Genomic DNA, 22,431 nt, shown 5'->3' with positions numbered 1-22,431 from the left:
AGTTGAAAGGCAGATTGCCGCTCTGGCGGGTTTGCAGCGTCGAGCCGTTACGCGGTTCGTAGAACCGCGTAACTAACAAATGAGCATCGCATCACCAAAGCTGAAGAAGCGGTAGCGCTCCTCGATGGCGGCGGCGTAGGCATCCATGATCTGGTCGCGGGTGGCAAGCGCGCTCACGAGCATCATGAGCGTGGAGCGCGGCACGTGGAAGTTTGTGATCAGCGCGTCGACCACGTGATAGGTCGAGCCGGGCATAAGGTAGAGCTGCGTCGTGGCGTTCTCGCGCACCACGATGTCACCGCGGCCAAGTGTATCGGCCCCGTCCTCGCGGCCCTCAAAATAGCGCGCCGTCACGGCCGGATCGGACACCGGTGCCTCAGCGTCAAAGGCGCTCTCGAGCGAGCGCACTGCGGTGGTACCGACAGCAATCACGCGATGCCCCTCGGCCTTAGCCTTATGCACGGCGTCGACAACCTCCTGCGACACGTGGTAGCGCTCGGTGTGCATCACGTGCTGCGTGGGGTCGTCCTCCTCCACCAGACGGAAGGTATCGATACCCACCTCGAGCTCGACGGCGGCAAACTTCGCACCCTTGGCCTCGATAGCGGCCATAAGCTCGGGCGTAAAATGCAGACCCGCCGTAGGAGCGGCAGCCGAGTGCTCCTCCTTCATGGCGTAGACGGTCTGGTACTTCTCGGGATCGCCCTCGTAATCGGTAATGTAAGGCGGCAGCGGCACGTGGCCGGCAGCATGGATGGCCTCGTCGAGCGTGCGCGGGTCACCGGCGGCATTGCAACCGGCCGGCTCAAAACGCACCAGACGACCGCCGCGGCTATCGGTGACAAAGTCGATGACCTCGGCCATCAGCACCACGGGAGCCCCCTCGGGCGCATGGGCGCCACCGGCGCGATACTCAATCTGAGCACCGGGCTTCAGGCGCTTGCCCGGCTTGACCAGGCACTCCCAAACGTGACCCAGCGGGTCAACATCCTCGCGGCGCTTGAGCAGCAGCGTCTCGACCACACCGCCCGAGCCAGCCTTGCGACCGATAAGACGGGCCGGCATCACGCGCGTCTGGTTGATGACGAGCACATCGCCCGGCTCGATATAGTCGATAATGTCGCGGAAGATGCGGTGCTCAACGGTACCGCCATGCTCTAGCGGCGTTCCTGTCTCGGAGCCTTTGCGATCAACCACCAGCAGGCGGCAGGAGTCGCGCGGCTCGGCAGGAGCCTGGGCAATCAGTTCCTCAGGAAGGTTGTAGTCAAAATCATCGGTACGCATAGACACGTCGGATACTCCTTATATAGCTAAAGTCCGCTCTACATCCTAGCAGGCTGACGTCCCAAACGAACTACTTTTTGGCGGCTTTGCGCTCGTCGCGGATGCGGGCGCGGTCCATGGCCGCCTCGACAGCAGAAAAGCGGCAACCACAGTAGTTCTGCCGATACATGCCCAGCTCGCGCGAACGGCGTGTCGCCTCGGGGTAATACGGGCGAAAATCGCGAATGACCGGAGTGAGACCGCGGGCGGCAGCCAAGCGCTCAAGCACATCATTGCAGGTATCGAACAGCTGATACGGCGATACGGCGAGCGTCGTACCCACATATTCAAACCCGCGCTCCTGGGCAACGCGGCATGCCTCGGCCAAGCGCAAGGCATAGCACGCGCGACAGCGACGGGGACGATCGGCACCCAACGGAGCCACGCCGGTTTCCCAGCGTTCGCGGTCCTCCCCGGCCTCGATGAGCTCGATGTCGCCATCGGCACACCACCGGCGCAGCTCGTCCAAACGACGCTGCCATTCATCGCGCGGCTGAATATTGGGGTTGGTCCAGCAGATCGTGGGTTCAAACCCCTCCTCGCGCAGCAGGCGAACCGGCTCAAGCGAACACGGCGCACAGCAAGCGTGCAACAACAACGGCCTCATCAACATCTCCTCACCCGAAAAAGCGCACGCCAAAGGACGTGTCCTCGCAGGCGGCAATGCGGCGGTCGCGCAGGATCGTCCGCACGTAATACCAGTCGCCCGTGCATCCCGAAAGGTGCAAACCAGCCGCCAGGTAGCACAGCAGCGGATACCCCGAAAACGCAAATCCCAGGGCAAACGCCGCCGTCACAACAACCGTCGGCGCCAGGCAAACCGCCATGTACCGCCGGCGCGAATACACAATCCCCTCGGCGCAGGCATAGATCATGCACGTCTCACGGTTCGCTCCAAAAGTCACGTGCGCACTCGCGAGCGCCAGCAGCTTAAAAAACACACCGTGCACCAGCTCGTGCACGGCAAACGACGCCATTGAGACCGCAGCCAAGCCGACTATCCAGCCCACGACTGCCGTCCAGCCGCCCGCATCAGCAGCATCCAAGTCTGCAGGCCCGCCCAGCAGCATAAACACCGGCACCAGGCACACGGCAAACACGCCGACTACGACCATCCCCCACACGAAGCAAGCGTGCAGAAAATCCTCGTCTTCAAACGCATGTATGTTGGAAATCTCATTCATAGCATCTTAGGATAGCGCCCCTGCCACGTACCCGTCCGCATGTGCGATAATGTCGAACGATATGCACGAATTGACCACCGCGCCGCCGAGCCCCGCGCCCGGCCGCGCTCTCACCATATGCGAAGGAGTCCCATGGCATCCAAATACTCCATGAACGACCGTCCCAGCTGGCCGCGCCGCGCCATCGTTACCGCCGGCGAGCCCTACGGCAACAAGGGCCTTCACTTTGGCCACGTTGGCGGCGTCTTTGTCCCGGCCGACTTCTTCGCCCGTTTCCTGCGCGACCGCCTGGGCCGCGAGAACGTCATCTTCACCTCGGGCACCGACTGCTACGGCTCGCCCATCATGGAGAGCTACCGCAAGCTCAAGGAGAACGAAGGCTACGATAAGTCCATCGGCGAGTATGTCGAGTCCAACCACTCCCGACAGGCCGCGACCCTCAACAACTACAACATCAGCTGCGACATCTACGGCGGCTCAGGCCTTGAGCCAGCTGCGCAGATTCACAACGAGGTTACCGCCGAGATTATCGAGCGCCTGCACGAGCAGGGCACCATCTCCAAGCGCTCCACGCTGCAGTTCTACGATGCCAAGGCCGGCACGTTCCTCAACGGCCGTCAGGTGATCGGCCGCTGCCCCATCCAGGGCTGCAAGTCCGAGAAGGCTTATGCCGACGAGTGCGATCTGGGCCACCAGTTTGAGCCCGAAGAGCTCATCGCACCCAAGAGCCAGCTCACCGGCGAGGTGCCCGAGCTGCGCCCGGTCGACAACCTCTACTTCGACCTACCCGCCTACCTCGACTTTATGAAGACCTATACCGCCAAGCTCGCCCAGAACCCGCAGGTTCGCTCCGTGGTCTCCAAGACCATGGAGGAGTGGCTGCTGCCGGCTCAGCTCTACATCCAGAACAAGTTCCGCGAGGCCTTCGATGCCGTCGAGGACCAGCTCCCCGAGCACACCGTGCTGGAGCCCGAGGGCAACAAGAGCAGCTTTACCGTCACCTTCCCCAGCTGGAAGGAGCGCGACGACGCCCACGCGGTGCTCGCCAACGGCGGCGTGCGCTTCCGCAGCGGCAAGGCGCTCGTGCCCTTCCGCATCACCGGCAACATCGACTGGGGCGTTCCGGTGCCCGAGGTTGACGGCGTAACCGACGTCACCTGCTGGTGCTGGCCCGAGAGCCTGTGGGCGCCCATCAGCTACACTCGCACCGTGCTCGCACGCGATGCCAAGGCCGCCGGCGTGACCGAGGGCGTCGCCGCCCAGGATGCCGCCCTCATGGGCGAGCCCGCCGCCGATTCCACGCAGGTCCCCGCGCCCACCTACCAGCACAGCTCGCTCGACTGGCGCGACTGGTGGTGCTCGGACGACGCGCAGATCTACCAGTTCATCGGTCAGGACAACATCTATTTCTACTGCATCGCGCAAACCGCCATGTGGGAGGCCCTGGGTTGGGACCTTACGCAGAGCACCGTCAGCGCCTGCTATCACCTGCTCTACATGGGCAAAAAGGCGAGCTCGTCCTCGCAGACCCCTCCCCCGCCGGCAGACGACCTGCTCAACCACTACACCTGCGAGCAGATGCGCGCGCACTGGCTGTCGCTCGGCCTATCCGAGAAGCCGGTGAGCTTTAGCCCCAAGGCATACGACACGCGTGTGACCGGCAAGGACAAGGACGGCAACGAGGTGCGTGCCTGCGACGACAAGCGCGTTATCGATCCGGCCCTTAAGGAGAGCGCCCTTTTGACCGGCGTCTTCAACCGCCTGGCCCGCAGCTGCTTCTACGGCGTCGCCATCAAGGAGGGCGACGAGAGCCCCTACCGCAACGGCTGCATCCCCGCCGGTGCCGCTTCTGACACCGTGGTCGAAGCCGCCGAGCAGGCAGCTCTCGCCTTTGAGCAGGCTATGTACAAGTTCGAGACGCACCGCGCGCTTGCCGTGTGCGACGACTACCTGCGCGCCGCCAACAAGCGCTGGAGCGACGCCTCCAAGGCCGCTAACAAGCTCGAGGGCGAGGAGGCAAACGCTGCGATGACGCAGGCGCTCGTCGACGCCTTTACCGAGCTTCGCGTGGCGACCGTCCTGATGCACGGTATTGTGCCGGCCGGCTGCGAGCTCATCTGCGAGTACTTTGATGTCGACCCGGTCGCCTTCTTTAGCTGGGACAACATCTTCGCCTCCACGGACGAGTTTGTGGAGAGCTTGGGCGAGAAGCCCGGCGAGCACCGCGTGAAGCCGCTGCCCCCGCGCTTCGACTTCTTTAGCAAGCACGAGAGCCAGTACTAAACACTCGACATGTAATGGAATGGGAAGGAAAGACGGATGTCCAAGCCGCGTCGTCGTAAGCAGAAAAAGCAGGTCAAGGCCGAGCTCAAGCTCAGGCAGTTTGCCGCCACCGAGCTTTCCGACCAGCTTGCCGCCCAACACTCCGCCGCCGACCTGCCGCGCTTTATGGTCGACACGGTCGCCGGCGCCTATGCGCCCGCCGATGCCGAGCTCATGATCGAGGGCTTCGGCGCCGCGGCCACGCGCCCGGTCACGCTGCGCGTCAACACGCTCAAGGCAACCGCCGAGGACATCGCTGCGGCGCTCGATGCCGCCGACATCGCCCACAACCCCGTCACCTGGTACCCAGACGCCTTCATCCTGCCCGAGGCCCAGGTTTCCGATCTGTGGGATCTCGACATCTACCGCGACGGCAAAATCTACCTGCAGAGCCTGTCGTCCATGATGCCGCCGCTGGTCCTGGGCGCTCAGGCAGGCGAGGACATCCTGGACATGTGCGCAGCCCCTGGCGGCAAGACGACGCAGATCGCCGCCCTCACGCAGGGGCAGGCGCACCTTACCGCCTGCGAGATGAGCATTCCCCGCGCCGAGAAGCTCGAAGCCAACCTCCACCGCCAAGGCGCAAAAAACGTGCCCGTCATGCGCACCGACGCACGCGAGCTCGACGAGTTCTTCCGCTTTGACCGCATCCTGCTCGACGCTCCCTGCACCGGCACGGGCACCGTCATCAGCGGCAACGAGAAAAGCCTGCGCGGCCTGACCGAGCAGCTGCTCGTCAAATGCGCCCGCTCGCAGCGTGCGCTTCTGGACCGCGCCATGGGAGCCCTCAAACCGGGCGGCACGCTCGTCTATTCGACTTGTTCGATCTTGCCGCAGGAAAACGAGGACGCCCTGCAAGAGGCCCTCGACAAGCATATGGACTGCGAGCTCATCCCCCTCGACGGCACGCCAAGCGAAAGTGAGGCACGCCGCGCCCAGGAAGCTGGCGAGGAGCCGCGCATCGAGTCCAACGCCCTAACCGAGGCCATTGCCGCGGGTCAGGTATCGGCCATCGCCAACGGCCTGTCCGGCACGCTCACCATTCCGCCTAGCCGCGACTTTGAGGGCTTCTACATCGCCCTGATCCGAAAACGCAGCTAGCGCACGGATCCAAAACTCAACAAGCTATCTCCGTGCGCGTTTGCCCTGCTGGTCGCGATGCTGTTTAAGCGTCGCGCGCTCCTTGCGTTCGGCCCTTTTGCCCTTAATGGCCGTGACCACAAAGTAGATGACCGCGGCGGCAACGATTGCGCCCACGCACAGGCCAATCGAGCTAAACATTGCTGTCAATTCCATACCGCGTCACCTCTCTTTTAAACGGGACATTCAAGATAGCACCTCAATACCCGCCACCACAGCTCCTTCACGTTCGCCGGCCCTTCGGTCTAACGGATGGCGCGGCGGGGAAAAATCAACTCGTCAAACGATTTAGCATTCGCAATTCCGGCTGCATCGCGCCGGCCGTCATCACATAGAATCGAGCTTCCATGGATACCCTCAACGATCTAAATGAGCGCGTCGACGCCTTCGTCGGCACCAGCTCCTTCGACACGCCTGCCGCGGCAAACGACCAAGCCCCCATCGATGTGCCCGCCGAGGTTCACGAGGACATCGTCGCCTCGGTCGATTTCTCCGAGGTCGAGCTCGCAGACGAGTTCACCGAACCCCAGGTAGCCGTGACCCCCAACGGACTGCTTCCCATGGAGCCGCTGCCCATCGACGGGCGCCTGCGCAAGGCGGCCCTTCGCATGCCTGACGAGATTGAGGAGGCCAGCGGCTTCACGCTCTTCGGCCGTCGTATCAAATCGCTCATCTACACCACCGACGTCGCGGTCATCCGCAACTCCAACGCCGATGCCGTCTTTGCCGTTTACCCCTTCACGCCGCAGCCCGCCATTACGCAGGCGCTGCTGACCGTCGCCGAGTGCCCGGTCTTCGTAGGCGTGGGCGGTGGCACCACCACCGGCAAGCGCTCCGTTCAGATGGCAGCCGTCTCCGAGATGCAGGGCGCGGCGGGCTGTGTGGTCAACTCCCCCGCCACCGCCGAGATGGTCGAGCACATCACCAACATCGCCGACATCCCCGTCATCGCTACGGTCGTTCGCTGCGACGACGATGCCCACGCCAAGGTGCGCGCTGGAGCCAAGATTCTCAACATCGCCGCCGGCAAGAACACGCCCCAGGTCCTACGCGAGCTGCGCGAGCACTATCCCAACCTGCCGCTCATCGCGCCGGGCGGCAAGACGCCCGAGAGCATCCGTGAAACCATCGCCGCAGGCGCCAACGCCATCATCTGGACGCCGCCTTCGGCCCAGCAGCTACAGACCGACATGATGCAGCGTTATCGCAAGATGAAGGAAGACGCCACGCCCGTTATCTCGCGCGACGACGTGCCCATTATCGACCAGGTCGCCGCCGCCGAGGTCAGCCAGGTCGAGAACATGAATCCCGACGTGCCGATTCCCGACGAGGTCATCGAGCGCGTCGCTTCGATCCACGAGCGCGTCGAGGAGCGTCGCGCCAACCGCGGCCTCAAGCCGTCACTGCACGGTTTCTTCTTCCGCGGAAAGAAACGCTAACAAAACATCTTGGCCCGCCCCACAAACGTGAGGCGGGCCGTTTTCGTCTGAGCAATCATGCAGCGATGTGATGGGGCAAATTAATCCACGCGTTTGTCGCCCATAAAGAAGAGCGCCACCGTGCCAGGTCCGGTATGCGAGCCAATCAGAGTACCGATGTTATTGATCTCAATCTTGCCTTTAAGCTGAGGAACCTGTTCCTCAATCAGCGCCGCAACTGCCTCGGCATCCTCGCGGCACGCCGAGTGCGACATGACGCACTTACCCGAATAATCCGCACCGTCCTGCACGTGTGCCATCATGGTCTTAGCCATCTCGGAAATCGCGCGCTTCTTAGTGCGAATCTTCTCACGTGGCGACAGCCCACCTTCGCAATCGACCGTCATAAGCGGGCAAATCTTAAGCGCCGTGCCGATGATCGCGCTCGCAGCCGAAATGCGACCGCCGCGCAGGTAGCTCGACAGATCGGTCGAGAAGAACCAGTGGTGCAGGTTGAGCTTGTGCTCCTCGATCCAGGCAGCCGTCTCGTCGAGTGAAGCCCCGCTATCGCGCACGTCGGCGGCACATTCCGCCAGCAGGCCAAAGCCCGAAGACGCCGCCAGCGAATCGATGACGCGCACCTTGCCGCCCTGGGGATAGCGATCCGCGAGCATCTGCGCCGCAACGCAAGCCGAGCCATACGTACCCGAAATACCCGACGACAACGTCAGGTGCAGCACGTCTTTACCCTCGGCAACAAGCGGCTCCCAAAACTCCTCGTACTCACCCACGCTCACCTGAGACGTCTTGGGCATGGCGCCTGCGGCAATCTGGGCAAAAAACTCGTCCGGCGTAATCGACTGATACAGATCGTCCGTATAGACAACATCGTCGATCCCGTAATGAAAACACACGACAGGGATATTGCGCGATTCAAAGAACTCCCGAGTTCGATCGGCGGCGGATTCACAGGTCAGGACAAAATCACTCATATGAGGCTCCTTACTCATTGCTGCGCAAATTATCGCACAGTGAGCCTACATACGGTACATATGTCCACTATTTACCAAATCGAACCAAAAATAGCGAACATCTTTACCACCATCGTTTCCACCGACCCCACGCATAAATATCTGAGAAAACACCCTCTATCGTCTCCACTCAACCGCCATATCTACCTCCACTAAATCGATTTACCAAACCGTTCGGCTAACAATTCGGCCGCCCATCCCCAATCGAAACAAAAGCGGCGCATACTGATAAACGTTTTACGCTGTTTATCAGTTTTACCAGCCCTATCGGAAGGTGTTTCATGGTCGCATTCGATCGCAATCCGCAAGACTTCAAGTATCTGCGCCTGCTGTCGAGACAGTTTCCCACCGAGCAATCCGCGTTTACCGAGATCATCAACCTCTCGGCCATCCTCAACCTGCCCAAAGGCACTGAGCATTTTATGAGCGACGTGCATGGCGAGTACGAAGCCTTTATGCACATCCTCAACAACTGCTCGGGCGTCGTGCGCGAGCATGTCGACGAAATCTTTGGCGAAACGCTCTCCTTTGACGAGAAGGGCGAGCTGTGCACGCTCATCTACTACCCGCGCGAGAAGATCGAGCTGGTCCGCAGCCAGCGCGAGGACTCGCCCACCTGGTACAAGACGATGCTTGACCAGCTCATCATGGTCGCCCGCTCGCTTTCGAGCCGCTATACGCGCTCCAAGGTGCGTAAGGCCATCCCACGCGATTACGCCTACATCATCGACGAGCTGCTACACACGCATCCGGACGAGAACAACTATCGCGTGCGCTATCACGAGCGCATCGTGGAGTCCATCCTAGAGACCGCCAGCGCCGACGACTTTATCGAGTCGCTCGCCTCGCTCATCAAGCGCCTGGCCGTCGACCACCTGCACCTGGTGGGCGATATCTTCGACCGCGGTGGCGGCGCGGCCAAGATTATGGACCGCCTGCTCACCTACCATTCACTCGACATCCAGTGGGGCAACCACGACCTGCTGTGGATGGGCGCTGCGGCCGGTGAACCTGCCTGCATCGCCACGGTGCTGCGCAACAACCTACGCTACGACAACTACGAGATCCTGGAGAACGACTACGGCATCTCGCTGCGTGAACTTGTCGCCTTTGCTGATGCCACCTACACCGCCGGCGAGTCCATCACCCCGCTGATCAAGGCCATCAACGTGCTGCTCTTTAAGCTCGAGGGCCAGATTATCCAGCGCCATCCCGAGTTCGACATGACCGACCGCCTGTTACTCGACAAGATCGAACACGACACCGGCACGGTCACGCTCGCCGACGGCAGCGTGTGGCCGCTCACGACCAACGACTTCCCCACCGTCGACCCGGCGGACCCCTATACGCTCACGTCTCAGGAGCAGCACATCATCGACAAGCTCGTGTCCGAGTTTGTCACCGCCGATCACCTGCATCGCCATATCGATTTCCTCTATTCCCACGGCTCGATGTACAAGGTTGCCAACGGCAACCTGCTGTTCCATGGCTGCGTGCCACTCAACGAAGACGGCACCATTAGCAGCATGAACTGCCTGGGCACCTGGCACACTGGCCGCGATTATCTCGATTTTTGCGACTACATCGCCCGCCGCGCCTGGCGTGTGGGCGACCGCGACGCTCTCGACTGGATGTGGTACCTGTGGATTGGCTTTAACTCACCCGCCAGCGGACGCCTGGTGCGTACCTTTGAGCGCGCCTATATCGCCGATAAGAGCACCTGGGTCGAGCCGATGGACCCGTACTTTACGCTTACCAAGTCGCCCTCGGTCTGCGACGACATCATGCGCGAGTTTGGCGTCACGCCCATGGCATGTTCACCGACTGGCCACATCATCAACGGCCACACGCCCGTTAAAACCACCAAGGGCGAGCAGCCCATCCGCGCCGAGGGCAAGCTGCTGGTCATCGATGGCGGCTTCTGCCGCGCTTACCATCCCAAGACGGGTATCGCCGGCTATACGCTCATCTCGAGCTCGCGCGGCTGCCGCCTCAAGTCGCACCGGGCCTTTACGACGGTTGCCGAGGCACTCACCCGCAACGTCGATATCGAAAGCGAGACCAACCGCTTTGACGAGGCCGACCGTCGCCGCATGGTGAGCGACACCGATTCCGGTGCCAAGATCCGCAGCCAGATCCAGGACCTGCGCCAGCTGCTCGATGCATATAGAAACGGTGCTATCGAGGAGCGCGCCTAGCACCACCCGTGGGGATTGGCTAAACTTGCTGAGTTTGTCATCCCCGCGGCGCCCCGGCGCCACCATAAGGCAGGTACCATGCAAAAGCTCCTTGCGCAGATCATGAAGTTTGGCGTCGTCGGCGTCATTGCCACGGTCATCGACTTTGGCATTATGAATCTGCTCCACTACGGTCTGGGCCTCAACATCCTAATCGCCAACACCAGCGGCTTTATCATCTCACTCATCTTTAACTACCTCGCCAGCATGAAGTACGTGTTTGCGCACAAGGAGGGCATGAGCCGCCGCCGCGAGTTCATTATCTTTGTCGTGCTGTCTGTGATCGGTTTGGGACTCAACGACGGCATCGTGCTGGCGCTCAACGCCGGCCTGGGGCTCGAGGCCAATATCGCCAAGATTTGCGCCACCGCGCTTGTCATGGTCTACAACTTTGTGACCCGAAAGATCTTCCTGGAAGGCGACGAGACCAAGTAACTCGCAACCTTACAGCTTTACAATGCCCACAGATGACGCGCGTCGAGCGCTGTGTTGTTCGTGGGCATTGCTCGTTTACGGGCAAATTTTCAACGTTTGCGGATTAGCACTTGATAATTTGGCGAGTTCGTATAGTTCTTGGCAAAGACCTTACGTTTCCCTTGCAAAAGCTCTAAAGTATCCTCTGCTCGATTCATCAACGCATTGGATGTGATTACGTGCGCAAGGCACTGGCACAACCTCATACCAAGCAGTTCCTCAAGTTCGCTGTCGTGGGTCTTGTCTCCTTTGGCATCGACTGGGGTATGCTCATTGCGCTCGTCGAGCTGTTTCACCTCGACTTTTTGATGAGCACCACGGTTTCGTTCATCACGTCCGTCGTGGTCAACTACTGGCTCAGCATGAAGTACGTGTTCGACCACCGCGAGGGCATGAGCCGCAAGCGCGAGTTCACGATCTTCACCATCCTGTCGGTGATCGGCCTGGGCCTCAACGACCTGTACATGTTTGTGGGCGTCACGTTTTTGAGCATCGGCTACCAGGCCATGAAGGCCATCGCCACGTTCCTCGTCACCTGGTACAACTACTTCAGCCGCCGCTTCTTCCTCGAGGGCGCACGGTCGTAGTCGATTCACTATTTGCTTGAATGTAAAACCGGTTGGAATTCCCGTTCCAACCGGTTTTTTTGTTTGCCGAGAGACCCGGCGACCCAGTCCCATTCGCATGAAAAACGGGCGGCCCGGATGTTTGTCCGAACCGCCCGTCTGGGGCACTATGTCGAGGTCCCTAGCCTGTAACGTAATACCAGACCACGTTGTCGCCATTGGAGAGAACGTAGTTACTGCAGGCCGTCATGGGCGTTGTGCCGTTGACGGAGTACATCCAGCCGCTCGTGCCACCGTACTGTTTCTCGGCCAAACCACCAATCGCGGAGACATACGTGCCGTACGACGAGCCATGTGCGTTAACGGAAAGGCCCAGCGCGCACAGGGCATCATAGACGGTAGCGCCTTCGTTAAAGGTAAAGGTGCCACCAGAAGACACAGGATTGCCCACAGCGCTCGATGTGACCGAAACCGTCACTGTTACGTAGCTGGACTCCTGCGAGCCGCTCTGGCCGCCCGAGGGAGCGCTGCCGCCATTAGAGCTGGAGGCTCCATCAGACGACTGACCGCCGCCCGAAGAAGCACCGCCAGACACATTGGAAGTATCACCGGCTCCCGTATTTTGGGCAGCGGATTTATCGCCAGACTTCTTGCCGTCCTGACCATCGGACTTCTTGCTATCCGAGTTCTTGTCCGATTCCTTGTTTGAAGACTCGGAATCGTCCTTGCCGTCGTTCGAACCCTTGGACTCGTCTTTTGCATCATTCGATGACTTGGAGTCCTCGGAACTGGCCTCGCCCGAAGTCATAGTCGAGCCAGACGCCTTGGTATCCTTGGTGACGACGCTCTCCCCCGTCACGGCCTGAATGATCCAGTCGATGGACCAGGCGCCGCTCTCGGAAGGATGGACGAAGCCCAGCGAGACGACGATCAGAATGGTGCACGCGGCAGTCAGGACGCCGAGAAGAGCCTTGCGACGAGGGGCGGACGCCGCCGAAGCGGCGCCCTGTTGCTTTGTATCGTCGAACTGAATGAACGAGGAATCTGGTTGCTTGGGGTCAGCGTCCTTGGATTTATTGGACACAGCCCTCACCTACCGACGTTTGGTGAACACGAACACGCCGACGATGGCGAGACCGATGACGCCAGCGGCAACGCCAACAATAGCGAGCGGGTTGGTGCCAGCCTCCTGCTCGGAGGCACTAGAGGACTTCTTAGCAGTGGTCGTGGAAGCAGCACCCGTATCGGACTTGCTGTCCTTCTTGTCAGACTTCTTCTCGTCCTTCTTATCGGACTTATCGGTGTCCTTCTTGTCGGACTTGTTGTCCTTGGTCTCGGTCTTGGTCGACACCGTCGTCTTGGTCACCGGCTTCTGACCCGGGGCGATAGCGCCGCCGGCCTGCTGGCCCTTAGAGCCGGAGCCGGAACCCGTGCCAGTGCCAGCGCCAGCGCCAGCGCCGGAACCGTTGCCAGCGCCACCGTTGCCACCATTAGTGCCAGAACCGCCATTGCCGCCAGGGTTAACAGCATTCTTGGTCCACTTGGCATACAGCGTCAGATCGGCCGTCACCGGCGCGCTAAAGTCATACGCCTGCGTGCAAGCCTCATCGGTATACCAACCGCCGAAAGTATAGCCATCGCGCGTCGGATCGGCCGGCTTGACCAGCTTGCCATCGGCCGTAGTCTGGAAGTCGACCTTAGAACCCTCGCCAGTCTCAAACGAGACCTTAACGCCACCACTCAGCTTGAAAAGCGTGCCGGAATCGTTGATGTAGTAGAGGTTACCCTTGGCATCGCAGGCAATCGGCGAGTCACAGTAATTGTTGTGTCCCGCCGCGCTAAACGCACCGGTCGCCTGTGCGTCACCCATCTTGTAGCGATACACGCCACCGCCCGAGGTGTAGTTCACATAGTCGGAAGTCGCACCATAGTTGACAGTGAAATAAACGTACGTGTCATCCGCCTGGACACTCACGAGCGGTGCGCCCTTAATGCCACCGGCAGGAAGCACGGAGCCATCGGCAGACGAAACCAACGTCGTAGCAAAGTCATTATCAAGGTCGACAATCGCCAGCGCCGAACCGCCAGAAACCTCGCCACCGACAATCAGCTTATTGCCATACAGCGTGGGCATGCAGGCACAACCCGTAAGACCAAGATCGATGACGCGTTCTTCGGAAATGCGCGAAGAGGCCCTTGCGTTTGCGTCCGACAGTGCCAGCACGTGGAGCTTGCCGTCACGCGAGATCACATAGGCATGCTTGCCGTCTTTGGACAGTACACAGCTGGAGTTGACGATGGCACCAACCGAAACGCTGCCGAGCACATCACCCGTCGACTTGCTCAGCATCTCAACGGTACCTGCACTCGTCGGAACCAGAATATAGCCGTCGCCCACTGTAGCGCTCGTCCAGTAGTAGCCCTCATCAGCATTAACATGCTGCCAAGAAACAGCGCCGGTCAGTATATTAATACGCGTCAGATGACCGTTATTGTACGTACTCGTTCCATAGTCGACATCAACGGTGCCAACGTAGAGATAGTTGCCATCGACCGTCAACTGGGAATTTGACTGGGCAGATTTGCTCACAGAGTCAGTGACCCAAACCGTCGTCAGCGTATCGGCCGTCAGAGCCTGGACCGCACCGCCGTCGAGCGGGACGATGACCAAGCCTTTCGTATAAATCGGACGCGTGGTGTAGCCAATCGCAGTCTGAAGGTTCGACTCGGCAAGCACCTTGCCCGACTCGGCGTCGATCTTAAGCAAACGCTTGTTCACGGCAAGGTAAACGTTGCCGTTCACGACAATAGGCTCGCTCGCATTGGGATACGTGGCACCCGAGTAGGCCCTCCAATCGAACGTCCAAGAGCTTGCCAGCGTGCCCGTAGGCGTGGACACGTTCTTGACCACCGCATTGGAATTGCCGCTCCAGTCGGCTTTCCAATCGGTCGGGCGCGAAGCGCTCGGATCGACTACGACTTCATCGGGATTAGGAACGGTGTCGCCAGGGGCGTAAGCCCAGACGATTTTGTCGCCCGACTTGAGCACGTAATCGCTATCGAGCTGAGGCCCGGGAACGCCATTAACAAAGAACGACCATGCACCCGACAGCTCGGTGCCATCAAGCGGGGAGACAAGACTATGAACACCCCAATAACCAAATTGGTCGTACATCTTGGACTCAATGCCAATGGCATCGAAGTAGGCAGCGGAAGCGTCCTTGATCGTCGTGCCCTCGACAAACACCTGCGTCGAAGGATCGGTCCAGCGCTGCGCCTTCTCATCCTTCTTACCGATGATCTCCATTGAAACGGAAACCTGGCCGGGCATGGTTCCATCAAAGCCATAGACCCAGGTAACCTTGTCCCCGGCCTTGAGTGTGTAATTGCCCGCGCCGACATTGGCCGCCTGACCGTTAACGAAGAACTGCCAGAATTTCCAAGTGTTTTCGTTAACTTTCTCGCTCGAAAGCGTCACGGTCTTGTTGAACGGTGAAGTCAGCGACTCGAGATACCAGCCGTACGTGCCTTTCCCCGTTTTGGCGCCAATGCCGGCCTTTTTAAAGGCCTGCTCGGAAAGATCAGCAGCGGTCGTGCCCTCTTCCACCAAAGCTGTCGTGGGCTGCGCCCATGTCTGCTGAGCGCCCGAGGCGTCCTGACCGACAACGGTGCAGCTAACGGAAATCTGATTGGCGGGCGCGGGGTCACCGTACTTCGAGTAGCACCAGACGACGGAGTCGCCGTCCTTGAGCGTGTAGCCGCCGGCGCCGACCGCGGAGGCGCTGCCGTTGACGAACAACTGCCAGTACGCGCCGGTCGCCGGGTCGTAGGCGAGCGTGCGGCCCGCGTCGAAGGGCGACGTGATCGAGTTGAGCGCCCAGCCCCAGGAGCCGTTGGGGTCGTAGTCGGCCTTGAGGCCGGCCTGCCTGAAGAGCTGCTCGGAGAGGTCGGCCGCGGTCGAGCCCTCCTTCAGAGCGATCTGCTGCGCGGCGGCCCAGGTCTGCTGGGCGCCCTTGGCGTCGGTGCCGACGACGGAGCACGTGGCCGCGACCTCTTGGCTTGCGGCTTCGGTAGGCTGAGATTCAGCCTCATCGGAAGCGGCTACAACACTTTTGACGTTCTGTTCGGATGAATCCGGCGAAGCAGTAGGAGCCTCGACTGCGGCAGAATCGTCCGACGCTACGCCGTTGCTATCTGCGGCATTCGCCGAAGCGCCATCGTTAACCGACGCATCGCTCGCGTTAGAGCCGGTTTCAGAAACGACACCGTCGGCAGCACCATCCGCAGGCGCTGCACCCTCGTCCGGCGTCGTAGCCTGAGCCACAGCCTCGGCAATGCCCTCGGCGCCCTCGGCCCACAGCTGAGCCGGCGTGGTGCCAAAGGCCATCGCGAAGGCCAGGAATGCCACCAGGCCGCGCTTGGCTACGCCGCGCGCAATTGCGCCTCGGCGATGCGAGACGCGCTGGCGCTCGTCCACAAACATATCCATTTGTCCCCCATTGTCTGTACTTGGAGCGTTGCCTTGAGGCTGCCCCACGTCATCGCGCATGTTGCGCTCGAGTTCCCCCATCGGGGTCCTCCTTCCCTCCAGAGCCCTATGCACACCGGCGGCATACGCCGCAGCCGCACGCAAGATGGGAGGCGATCCGACTTAACCTTAACGACTCGGGCGCGCCGTCCGATCTGCGACGCGAACATCCCGAGCCAAGAGGAATTACGGTTACTGGTACAGCCGGGGACTTGCACCCCGATTCTCCCAAACGCGCAGGAAAACCGCGCATTCGTGCGTCTCCGCACCACCATCTAGGCCATCGATTATTACCGTCAAAATGGTATCACGCAAAAGGGCCTCGCACGCAGGCGAAGCCCAAGGTAAAAGCTATTGTTTGCGATAGGAAAATGCGGTGACGGTCGCAGCCTCTAGTGCTTGCCGCCGTGGCTGTTGAGCCAGATATTGCGGCCCAGCATAAGCGCCAGCACCAGCGCGCTCACGTAGCCAAAGAAGCCGATGACCGGAATGCCGAGGACAACCGGCTCGATGCGCGCGTAGTACACCACCGACGAACCGATAAACAGACCGGCGATCACGATAGCCATCGACATGCGGTCGATAATTCCGCCCAGCTGTCGCAGCGCCTTATCGCTGCTCATGATCTGCGTGTTCACCTTAAGCTGGCCGCGCGTGAGCATACGCGAAGCCAAGCCCAAATACTCGGCCGCCTCGAGCGAGCCTTTTGCCGCGCGATAGCTGCTCGCGGCCAGATCGCGTCCCATATCACGCATGCGGGCATAGGTGCTCTTCTCGTTTTTGATGTGCGTCTGGATGATCTGGATCATGTTGACGTTGGGCATGTACTCGGTCAACAGGCCCTCGAGCGTCACCATGCCGCGGGCGAACATCGTCACCACGCTCGGCAGCTCAACGTCATTTTTGCGCGCCAGATTGAGCAGCGAGGTCAAAAACTCGCCGATATCCAGGTCTTTAAGGTCGAGCCCGGCAAAGTCGGCAACGATAAAGTCCAAATCGGACAAAAAGGCCGAATGATCGAGCTCAGCCGAGTCGCCACGCGTCACGGCGAAGCGCATGAGCGAATCCTTGAGCTTGGGCACGTCACCCTCGGCCACGGCGAAAATCATGTCCTTTACGATACCGCGATCGTGGCTCGACATGCGTCCGACCATGCCCAGGTCAATAAAGTAGACGATGCCATCCTTGAGGATGATGTTTCCCGCATGCGGGTCGGCATGGAAAAAGCCATCGTCGAGCACCTGCGTCGAGTAGTCCTCGACGATTGCGGCACCGATCTTTTCCAAGTCATAGCCCTCGGCCACCAAGCGTTCAGGATCGGCGATCGAAATGCCGTCGACGTAGTCCATAACCACCACGTGCTCGGTGCACAGGTCCAGATAGGATTTAGGGCACGTCACGCCATGAACGCTCTTATGGAACTCGTAGAAGTCGTTGAGGTTTTTGGCCTCGGCCAAAAAGTTGGTCTCCTCGCGAAACGAGGTCCACAACTCCTCGACTACACCGTGCAGGTCAACGAATTGATCGGTGTTGACGAACTTGGAAACGATACGCACCACCGAGCGGATGATATCGATGTCCTGTGCCATAACCTGCTGCGCACCGGGGCGCTGCACCTTGACGGCCACGTCCTCGCCCGTCACCAGACGTGCGCGGTGCACCTGCGCAAGCGATGCGCTACCAAGCGGATTGGGGTCGATCGCATCGAACATCTCCCCCAGGCGCGGGCCGTATTCTTCTTCCAGACAACTGAGTACGACCTCGTACGGCACCGGCTCCACGTCGGAGCGCAGACGACGCAGCTCGTCGCAAAAGCGTTGCGGCAGAATCTCGGACCGGTTGGCCAGAATCTGCCCCATCTTGACGAACATGGGGCCGAGTTCCTCGAGCAGGCGGCGCAAACGAACCGGCGTGAGGTTATCCCACACGCGGTACTTTTTGACCAGGCGAACAATCTGTCCGATGCGCTCGCGGCGACCCGCCGGCGTGAGCTGGTATTCCTCGTCCGGCGCCATCGCGTCGGGCTCCTCGGGGACCATATCGACAGCGCGCGGCTTCTTGCGAGCGCCCGAGACGACGGCATCGACCTCATCGACAACCGCCGCCTCGTCACCCAAGGGATCTAGATTGTTGTAATCGGTGGTGGAATCTGCCATCTGCGCTGCTACTCGGCCTCTTCGGTATCCTTCGCATCGTCGGGCTCAACGGACTCGACGGGCACCGAGGTCACGTTGTCCTCGACCGAATCGACGATGTCGCGCACATGGGCCAGGAAGGCCGTGCGCTCGGGGGCGGTCATGACGCGGACGCGGGCCAGGATGAGCTCGTCGAGCACGCGCTGGGCCGCGGTCTCGCCCTGCATGCCCAAGCGCTCGGTCAGATCGGAGATGGTGCCACCGGCCTGCTCGAACATGTCGGACACGCTGCGGGCGATATCGGGGGTGGCGGTGTCCTTGCGGACCTGCTCGCCTTTGGTGTTAAGGTCGTCGAGGACCTTCTTGCCGCCTTCGACAGCAACGGCGGCAGCGCCAAAGCCCACGTTGATGGCGCCGTTAACAAGCTGATCGAGTTTCATAACCATGGTTGTCTCCAATCACAAACAACTGCATTGGCGTTCTTGTACCCAAGATTGAGTGAAAGCGACAAAGCGTTTAAGCGCTATTCGATCGACGGGAAATCCCTATCTCACGTTGTCGTTCATCGCGAAAGAGTTCTTCATGGCGCAGCTCGTGGTGTAGAGCACCTTGCCCAACAGGGCATCGGTCTCCACGCGCACGAGCTCGGCAAACTCCTCGTTGGCGCGTGCAAGCTCGGCAGGCACCTCGGCCTCGGGCAGAACGGCTACGGCAGCGTCGACGTCATGAATCTGCTTGTGGCCCATGCCGCCGACCTTCTCCTGATAATCCTCGACTGCGCGGCCGCACTCATGGAAGCGGACGTCGGCCAGCGCGCCGATCAGGCGGTTGGCCCAGTAGAAGTTTTCGGACGTCACGCGAGCCTGCGTGTCGGCAAAGTACTCGGGCATGGTCTCGACGTTGGCGTACAGCGGAACCAGCGCGTTAAACGAGTTGGAGCCAAAGGCCATCCACTGCACGGCGCGGTAGGCCGGATGCGCATAGGGGCGCAGCTGCAGCACAGCGAGCTGGCTGTTGCGGTTGATGCCGATGGGGCGATAGGCGCCACGCGTGGCGGGCGTGCCCTTGCTGCCGTAGCAGTCGTACTCCGTGCCCTGGTAGTGGCTCGAGAGTACGTACTTGATGTCCTCGATGGTCACCTTGCGCTCGGGCACGCGGCTCCAGGGAATATCGTCGCTCTCGGGCGTGTAGTCGGCCTCGGGGCCATCCCACACGTCGCTGGGGTTGAGGCAGCGCTGCATGTACCAGGCGCGCGGCGTGTTGTAGACATGGTCGCTGTCGCTGTGCGAGCCAAAGGCCTCGCGCGGGTTAAAGACCACGGCCGGGCCGTCGCCATCGACGCCCAGCGTCAGGTCCAGATGCCACTCGGCCATCCAGGCACGCAGGTCGGCGGAGCACATGTGGTCGGCCTGGGCGCCCTCGGCGTCATCCAGGTCAAAGCTGTCGATACCCAGCTGGTTGGGCATGGTCACATAGGCGTCGTCAGGCACGCGCTTGGCGATCCAGTGGTGACCGCCGATGGTCTCGAGCCACCAGATCTCGTCCACATCACTAAAGGCGATGCCGTTGTTCTCGTAGGTGCCGTAGCGCTCGAGCAGGTTGCCCAGGATACGCACGCCGTCGCGGGCGGACTTGGCATACGGCAGCACCAGGGTCACCATGTCCTCCTCGCCCAGGCCACCGGGCTGCGCCGGAACATAGCCGTCCTCGCCCTCGTTGCCCTTGGCGGGCACGTAGTCGACGAGCGGGTCGGCGCCGCGAACGCGCTCGTTGGTGGTGAGCGTCTCGGTTGCGGACATGCCCACATTGAGCTCGTTGAAACCGGCCTCCGCCCAGATGCCGTGGCCCGGGACAACATCGGGGACGCTCGTGTAGCGCATGGGGTTATCGGGCAGTTCAACGGTCAGGTGACTCAGGACGCTCGTGTAGACGCGCGGCTGCTCGTCGGGATGCACCACGCGCATACGCTTGGGCTCAAACACCCCGTTGGACGAGTCCTCGTTGCGGGCAACCAACGTCGACCCGTCGTAGCTCGCGTTCTTACCAACCAAAATCGTTGTGCACGGCATGCGCATCCTCCTTGAGCGAAGAAATCAAACGATAACAGTGTATCGCTTCGGCGCAGAAAGGGCGAAACCACGGCGCTGGCAACCCCCGTGGTCAAAAAATGCCAAATATGAGTACTGTCACCAATTTAGTAACAGCAATTTTGCTACGCATGGGTGTCGAAAGTCTACATTTGTTCAAAAATTAGATGATGTAATTCCTCATAGGTCCAATAAAATAGGCTCTCTATCGATAATAAATATCGTTAGAGAGCCTATTTGGCCTAAAATATATGTGACTATCTTGGCAACAGTACTCATATTTGGCATTTTCTGTCCACGGGGTATAGAGCTAACCCCTCAAACAGCCCAAAACGCCTATTTCGATGCGCGCTCGGCCGCCTCGATCACGTGATTGGCGAGGATCGCCGTCGTCACAGCGCCCACGCCGCCCGGCACGGGCGTGATGGCGTTAACGACCGGCTCCGCAGCATCAGAATCGACGTCACCCACCAGCTTGCCAGCGGCCTCGTCCCAATTAATGCCAACATCGATGATCGTCTGGCCCTCGCGAACCGCATCCACGCCAATCGTACGCGCGCGTCCAACGGCGGCAACCACAATGTCGGCAGCACGGCACTCGGCAGCAAGGTCGCGCGTATGCGTATGGCACGTTGTCACGGTCGAATTGCGCGCCGTAAGCATGGCGGCAACAGGACGCCCGATCACCAGCGAGCGCCCGACCACCGCGACCTTGGCCCCATCCAGCTCAACGCCGTAATGATCCAGCAAAGCAAGCACGGCTTCGGCTGTGCAGGGGGCAAAACCCTCGCCGCGCCCCGAAAGCGTGGTGAGCAGCGAAGCCGGCGTCATGGAGTCAACGTCCTTGGCAGGATCGAGTGCCGCGGCAACCGCGTCCTCGTCAAGGCCGGCGGGCAGCGGGCGGAACATCAGGCAGCCATGAACAGACGAATCGGTATTGATGTCCTCGATGGCCGCCAACAGCTCGTCCCGCGAAACATCGGCGGGAAGCAAAACGCGGCGAGCTTCAATGCCAACCTTCTCGCAGCGCCTGAGCGCACCGCGCTCGTAGGATAGGTCGTCCTCGCGTTCACCCACACGCACGATAGCCAACGTCGGAACAACGCCGCGCTCGCGCAAAGCCACGCAGCGAGCAGCAAGTTCCTCAGTCAACGCGCGGGCGACGGGAGCGCCCTTCAGCAGTTCAGCCATGGCTATCCTCTCTTCCTTGCAGCGTCGGCGGCGCGGCGCGCCAGCGCATCGGCGCGCGGCAACCACGTGTCCAGCAGCTCATCGCACGCGGTCTCGAGCTCCTCGGCGCGCGCCCGGTCCTTCATAGACGTGGTGTTGGCAAAGAGCGTCAAGCTCGCGCCCTGCATAGCGGAACGGCAGAACACGGCGCCGCACGCCACATCGGACAGCAGCTGACGCGAACCCTTGTCGGCCATGTCCTCGAGCAGCGCCAGCGCACGCCCGCAGGCATCCATAATGCGATACGGCGGCATAGCGGCCACATGCAGCGCATCCTGAATCGCGGTCGCTCGAGCCGGATCGTCACGCGGAATACCGTACGCCGCGGACACCTGCCCATAGGCACGAACGTCCTCGGCAACCAACTCGACAAGCTCCTGGGCCAGCTCATCAGCATGGGCAAACGCACGCGTCAGGTCATCCGCACGATCAGCAAGCGCGGGATTGGTCGCACCGTAGCGGGCAACCATTCCGCACAGCGAGGCGCCCAGCGCGCCCACAAAGGCGCTCGCGCTGCCACCGCCGGGAACCGGCTCGCGCGCGGCCAGCGCCTCGGCAAACCCGCGGCAGGTCTTGTCCATCATCTCTTGGCTCATGCACATGCACCTTCAAGTCATATACATCGGTCGGGTGGCAACCGCCGACCGACCGCATCGATCACGTAATGGTGCTAAGTCTAGCCCATAAGCACATGGGCGTCAGCGCACCTGGCCATCGCGGATTTCTATGGCACACGATAGGCGGCAGCGACACAAA

18 protein-coding genes are annotated in these 22,431 nt (G+C 60.9%); 6 read left to right on the top strand and 12 right to left on the bottom strand.

Annotated elements, in window-relative coordinates; all coding sequences use genetic code 11:
• Positions 1-72: 72 nt before the first annotated feature.
• From queA to DW661_RS06720, 3 genes are all read right to left on the bottom strand, one after another.
• A complete protein-coding gene (gene queA / locus DW661_RS06730; RefSeq protein WP_117773026.1) occupies positions 73-1,284 on the bottom strand; it encodes a tRNA preQ1(34) S-adenosylmethionine ribosyltransferase-isomerase QueA in 1,212 nt (403 codons plus the stop codon).
• A 70-nt stretch (positions 1,285-1,354) separates the two neighbouring features.
• Complete coding sequence (locus DW661_RS06725; RefSeq protein ID WP_117773028.1) at positions 1,355-1,930, bottom strand: epoxyqueuosine reductase QueH; 576 nt, start codon at positions 1,928-1,930, stop codon at positions 1,355-1,357.
• Between the two features lie 10 nt (positions 1,931-1,940).
• Positions 1,941-2,507, bottom strand: coding sequence for a DUF3267 domain-containing protein (locus DW661_RS06720; RefSeq protein WP_055250883.1), 567 nt, complete (start codon positions 2,505-2,507; stop codon positions 1,941-1,943).
• Between the two features lie 132 nt (positions 2,508-2,639).
• On the opposite strand from DW661_RS06720, the gene DW661_RS06715 reads away from it, so the two are divergent.
• Positions 2,640-4,790 carry a methionine--tRNA ligase gene (locus DW661_RS06715; protein WP_118935132.1) on the top strand — a complete coding sequence of 717 codons (2,151 nt, stop codon included), beginning with the start codon at positions 2,640-2,642 and terminating at the stop codon, positions 4,788-4,790.
• Between the two features lie 36 nt (positions 4,791-4,826).
• Entirely contained in the window at positions 4,827-5,930 is a 1,104-nt protein-coding gene (locus tag DW661_RS06710) for an RsmB/NOP family class I SAM-dependent RNA methyltransferase (RefSeq protein WP_118935130.1), read from the top strand.
• Between the two features lie 24 nt (positions 5,931-5,954).
• Here DW661_RS06710 and DW661_RS10155 read toward each other — a convergent pair whose 3' ends face one another.
• A complete protein-coding gene (locus DW661_RS10155) occupies positions 5,955-6,125 on the bottom strand; it encodes a hypothetical protein (RefSeq protein WP_158568425.1) in 171 nt (56 codons plus the stop codon).
• A 191-nt stretch (positions 6,126-6,316) separates the two neighbouring features.
• Here DW661_RS10155 and DW661_RS06705 point away from each other — a divergent pair, with 191 nt between their 5' ends.
• On the top strand, positions 6,317-7,408 hold the full coding sequence (locus tag DW661_RS06705) for a hypothetical protein (RefSeq protein WP_117639734.1): 1,092 nt from the start codon (positions 6,317-6,319) through the stop codon (positions 7,406-7,408).
• Positions 7,409-7,488: 80 nt separating this feature from the next.
• On the opposite strand, the gene DW661_RS06700 is transcribed toward DW661_RS06705, so the two are convergent.
• Complete coding sequence (locus DW661_RS06700) at positions 7,489-8,379, bottom strand: DegV family protein (protein ID WP_118935129.1); 891 nt, start codon at positions 8,377-8,379, stop codon at positions 7,489-7,491.
• 320 nt (positions 8,380-8,699) lie between these two features.
• Here DW661_RS06700 and DW661_RS06695 point away from each other — a divergent pair, with 320 nt between their 5' ends.
• The 3 genes from DW661_RS06695 to DW661_RS06685 all read left to right on the top strand — a co-directional run bounded on the left by DW661_RS06695 (position 8,700) and on the right by DW661_RS06685 (position 11,716).
• A complete protein-coding gene (locus tag DW661_RS06695; RefSeq protein ID WP_118935127.1) occupies positions 8,700-10,616 on the top strand; it encodes a fructose-1,6-bisphosphatase in 1,917 nt (638 codons plus the stop codon).
• Positions 10,617-10,694: 78 nt separating this feature from the next.
• Positions 10,695-11,090, top strand: coding sequence for a GtrA family protein (locus tag DW661_RS06690; protein WP_117564479.1), 396 nt, complete (start codon positions 10,695-10,697; stop codon positions 11,088-11,090).
• Between the two features lie 218 nt (positions 11,091-11,308).
• Positions 11,309-11,716, top strand: a complete 408-nt coding sequence (locus DW661_RS06685) for a GtrA family protein (RefSeq protein WP_117629589.1) — start codon at positions 11,309-11,311, stop codon at positions 11,714-11,716.
• Positions 11,717-11,876: 160 nt separating this feature from the next.
• Here DW661_RS06685 and DW661_RS06680 read toward each other — a convergent pair whose 3' ends face one another.
• The 7 genes from DW661_RS06680 to DW661_RS06650 form a co-directional block, all read right to left on the bottom strand.
• Positions 11,877-12,779: a DUF4430 domain-containing protein gene (locus DW661_RS06680; protein ID WP_233547469.1), complete on the bottom strand. Its 903-nt coding sequence runs from the start codon at positions 12,777-12,779 to the stop codon at positions 11,877-11,879.
• Positions 12,780-12,788: 9 nt separating this feature from the next.
• Entirely contained in the window at positions 12,789-16,184 is a 3,396-nt protein-coding gene (locus DW661_RS06675) for a DUF4430 domain-containing protein (protein WP_158568424.1), read from the bottom strand.
• A 431-nt stretch (positions 16,185-16,615) separates the two neighbouring features.
• Positions 16,616-18,379 carry an AarF/ABC1/UbiB kinase family protein gene (locus DW661_RS06670; RefSeq protein ID WP_118935123.1) on the bottom strand — a complete coding sequence of 588 codons (1,764 nt, stop codon included), beginning with the start codon at positions 18,377-18,379 and terminating at the stop codon, positions 16,616-16,618.
• Between the two features lie 8 nt (positions 18,380-18,387).
• Positions 18,388-18,804, bottom strand: a complete 417-nt coding sequence (locus tag DW661_RS06665; RefSeq protein WP_117583986.1) for a hypothetical protein — start codon at positions 18,802-18,804, stop codon at positions 18,388-18,390.
• Positions 18,805-18,903: 99 nt separating this feature from the next.
• The gene (locus DW661_RS06660; RefSeq protein ID WP_118935121.1) at positions 18,904-20,427 is read right to left on the bottom strand and encodes a C69 family dipeptidase; all 1,524 of its coding nucleotides are present in this window, start codon (positions 20,425-20,427) and stop codon (positions 18,904-18,906) included.
• Positions 20,428-20,781: 354 nt separating this feature from the next.
• On the bottom strand, positions 20,782-21,636 hold the full coding sequence (locus DW661_RS06655; protein WP_118935119.1) for a bifunctional 5,10-methylenetetrahydrofolate dehydrogenase/5,10-methenyltetrahydrofolate cyclohydrolase: 855 nt from the start codon (positions 21,634-21,636) through the stop codon (positions 20,782-20,784).
• A gap of 2 nt (positions 21,637-21,638) precedes the next feature.
• Positions 21,639-22,271, bottom strand: coding sequence for a cyclodeaminase/cyclohydrolase family protein (locus DW661_RS06650; RefSeq protein WP_158551631.1), 633 nt, complete (start codon positions 22,269-22,271; stop codon positions 21,639-21,641).
• Positions 22,272-22,431 lie beyond the last annotated feature (160 nt).

Origin of the sequence: Collinsella sp. AM24-1, assembly GCF_003470325.1 — a bacterium.
In the GTDB taxonomy this organism is placed as follows: domain Bacteria; phylum Actinomycetota; class Coriobacteriia; order Coriobacteriales; family Coriobacteriaceae; genus Collinsella.
The sequence above is the reverse complement of the archived record's forward strand: the minus strand, read 5'-3'. Positions and strand labels throughout refer to the sequence as shown.

Coding starts and splice junctions, on each gene's coding strand:
- DW661_RS06705 (WP_117639734.1), top strand. CDS start 6,317: ATGGATACCCTCAACGATCTAAATGAGCGCGTCGACGCCTTCGTCGGC.
- DW661_RS10155 (WP_158568425.1), bottom strand. CDS start 6,125: ATGGAATTGACAGCAATGTTTAGCTCGATTGGCCTGTGCGTGGGCGCA.
- DW661_RS06670 (WP_118935123.1), bottom strand. CDS start 18,379: ATGGCAGATTCCACCACCGATTACAACAATCTAGATCCCTTGGGTGAC.
- DW661_RS06675 (WP_158568424.1), bottom strand. CDS start 16,184: ATGGATATGTTTGTGGACGAGCGCCAGCGCGTCTCGCATCGCCGAGGC.
- DW661_RS06660 (WP_118935121.1), bottom strand. CDS start 20,427: ATGCCGTGCACAACGATTTTGGTTGGTAAGAACGCGAGCTACGACGGG.
- DW661_RS06695 (WP_118935127.1), top strand. CDS start 8,700: ATGGTCGCATTCGATCGCAATCCGCAAGACTTCAAGTATCTGCGCCTG.
- DW661_RS06715 (WP_118935132.1), top strand. CDS start 2,640: ATGGCATCCAAATACTCCATGAACGACCGTCCCAGCTGGCCGCGCCGC.
- DW661_RS06650 (WP_158551631.1), bottom strand. CDS start 22,271: ATGAGCCAAGAGATGATGGACAAGACCTGCCGCGGGTTTGCCGAGGCG.
- DW661_RS06690 (WP_117564479.1), top strand. CDS start 10,695: ATGCAAAAGCTCCTTGCGCAGATCATGAAGTTTGGCGTCGTCGGCGTC.
- DW661_RS06725 (WP_117773028.1), bottom strand. CDS start 1,930: ATGAGGCCGTTGTTGTTGCACGCTTGCTGTGCGCCGTGTTCGCTTGAG.
- DW661_RS06665 (WP_117583986.1), bottom strand. CDS start 18,804: ATGGTTATGAAACTCGATCAGCTTGTTAACGGCGCCATCAACGTGGGC.
- DW661_RS06710 (WP_118935130.1), top strand. CDS start 4,827: ATGTCCAAGCCGCGTCGTCGTAAGCAGAAAAAGCAGGTCAAGGCCGAG.
- DW661_RS06720 (WP_055250883.1), bottom strand. CDS start 2,507: ATGAATGAGATTTCCAACATACATGCGTTTGAAGACGAGGATTTTCTG.
- queA (WP_117773026.1), bottom strand. CDS start 1,284: ATGCGTACCGATGATTTTGACTACAACCTTCCTGAGGAACTGATTGCC.
- DW661_RS06700 (WP_118935129.1), bottom strand. CDS start 8,379: ATGAGTGATTTTGTCCTGACCTGTGAATCCGCCGCCGATCGAACTCGG.
- DW661_RS06655 (WP_118935119.1), bottom strand. CDS start 21,636: ATGGCTGAACTGCTGAAGGGCGCTCCCGTCGCCCGCGCGTTGACTGAG.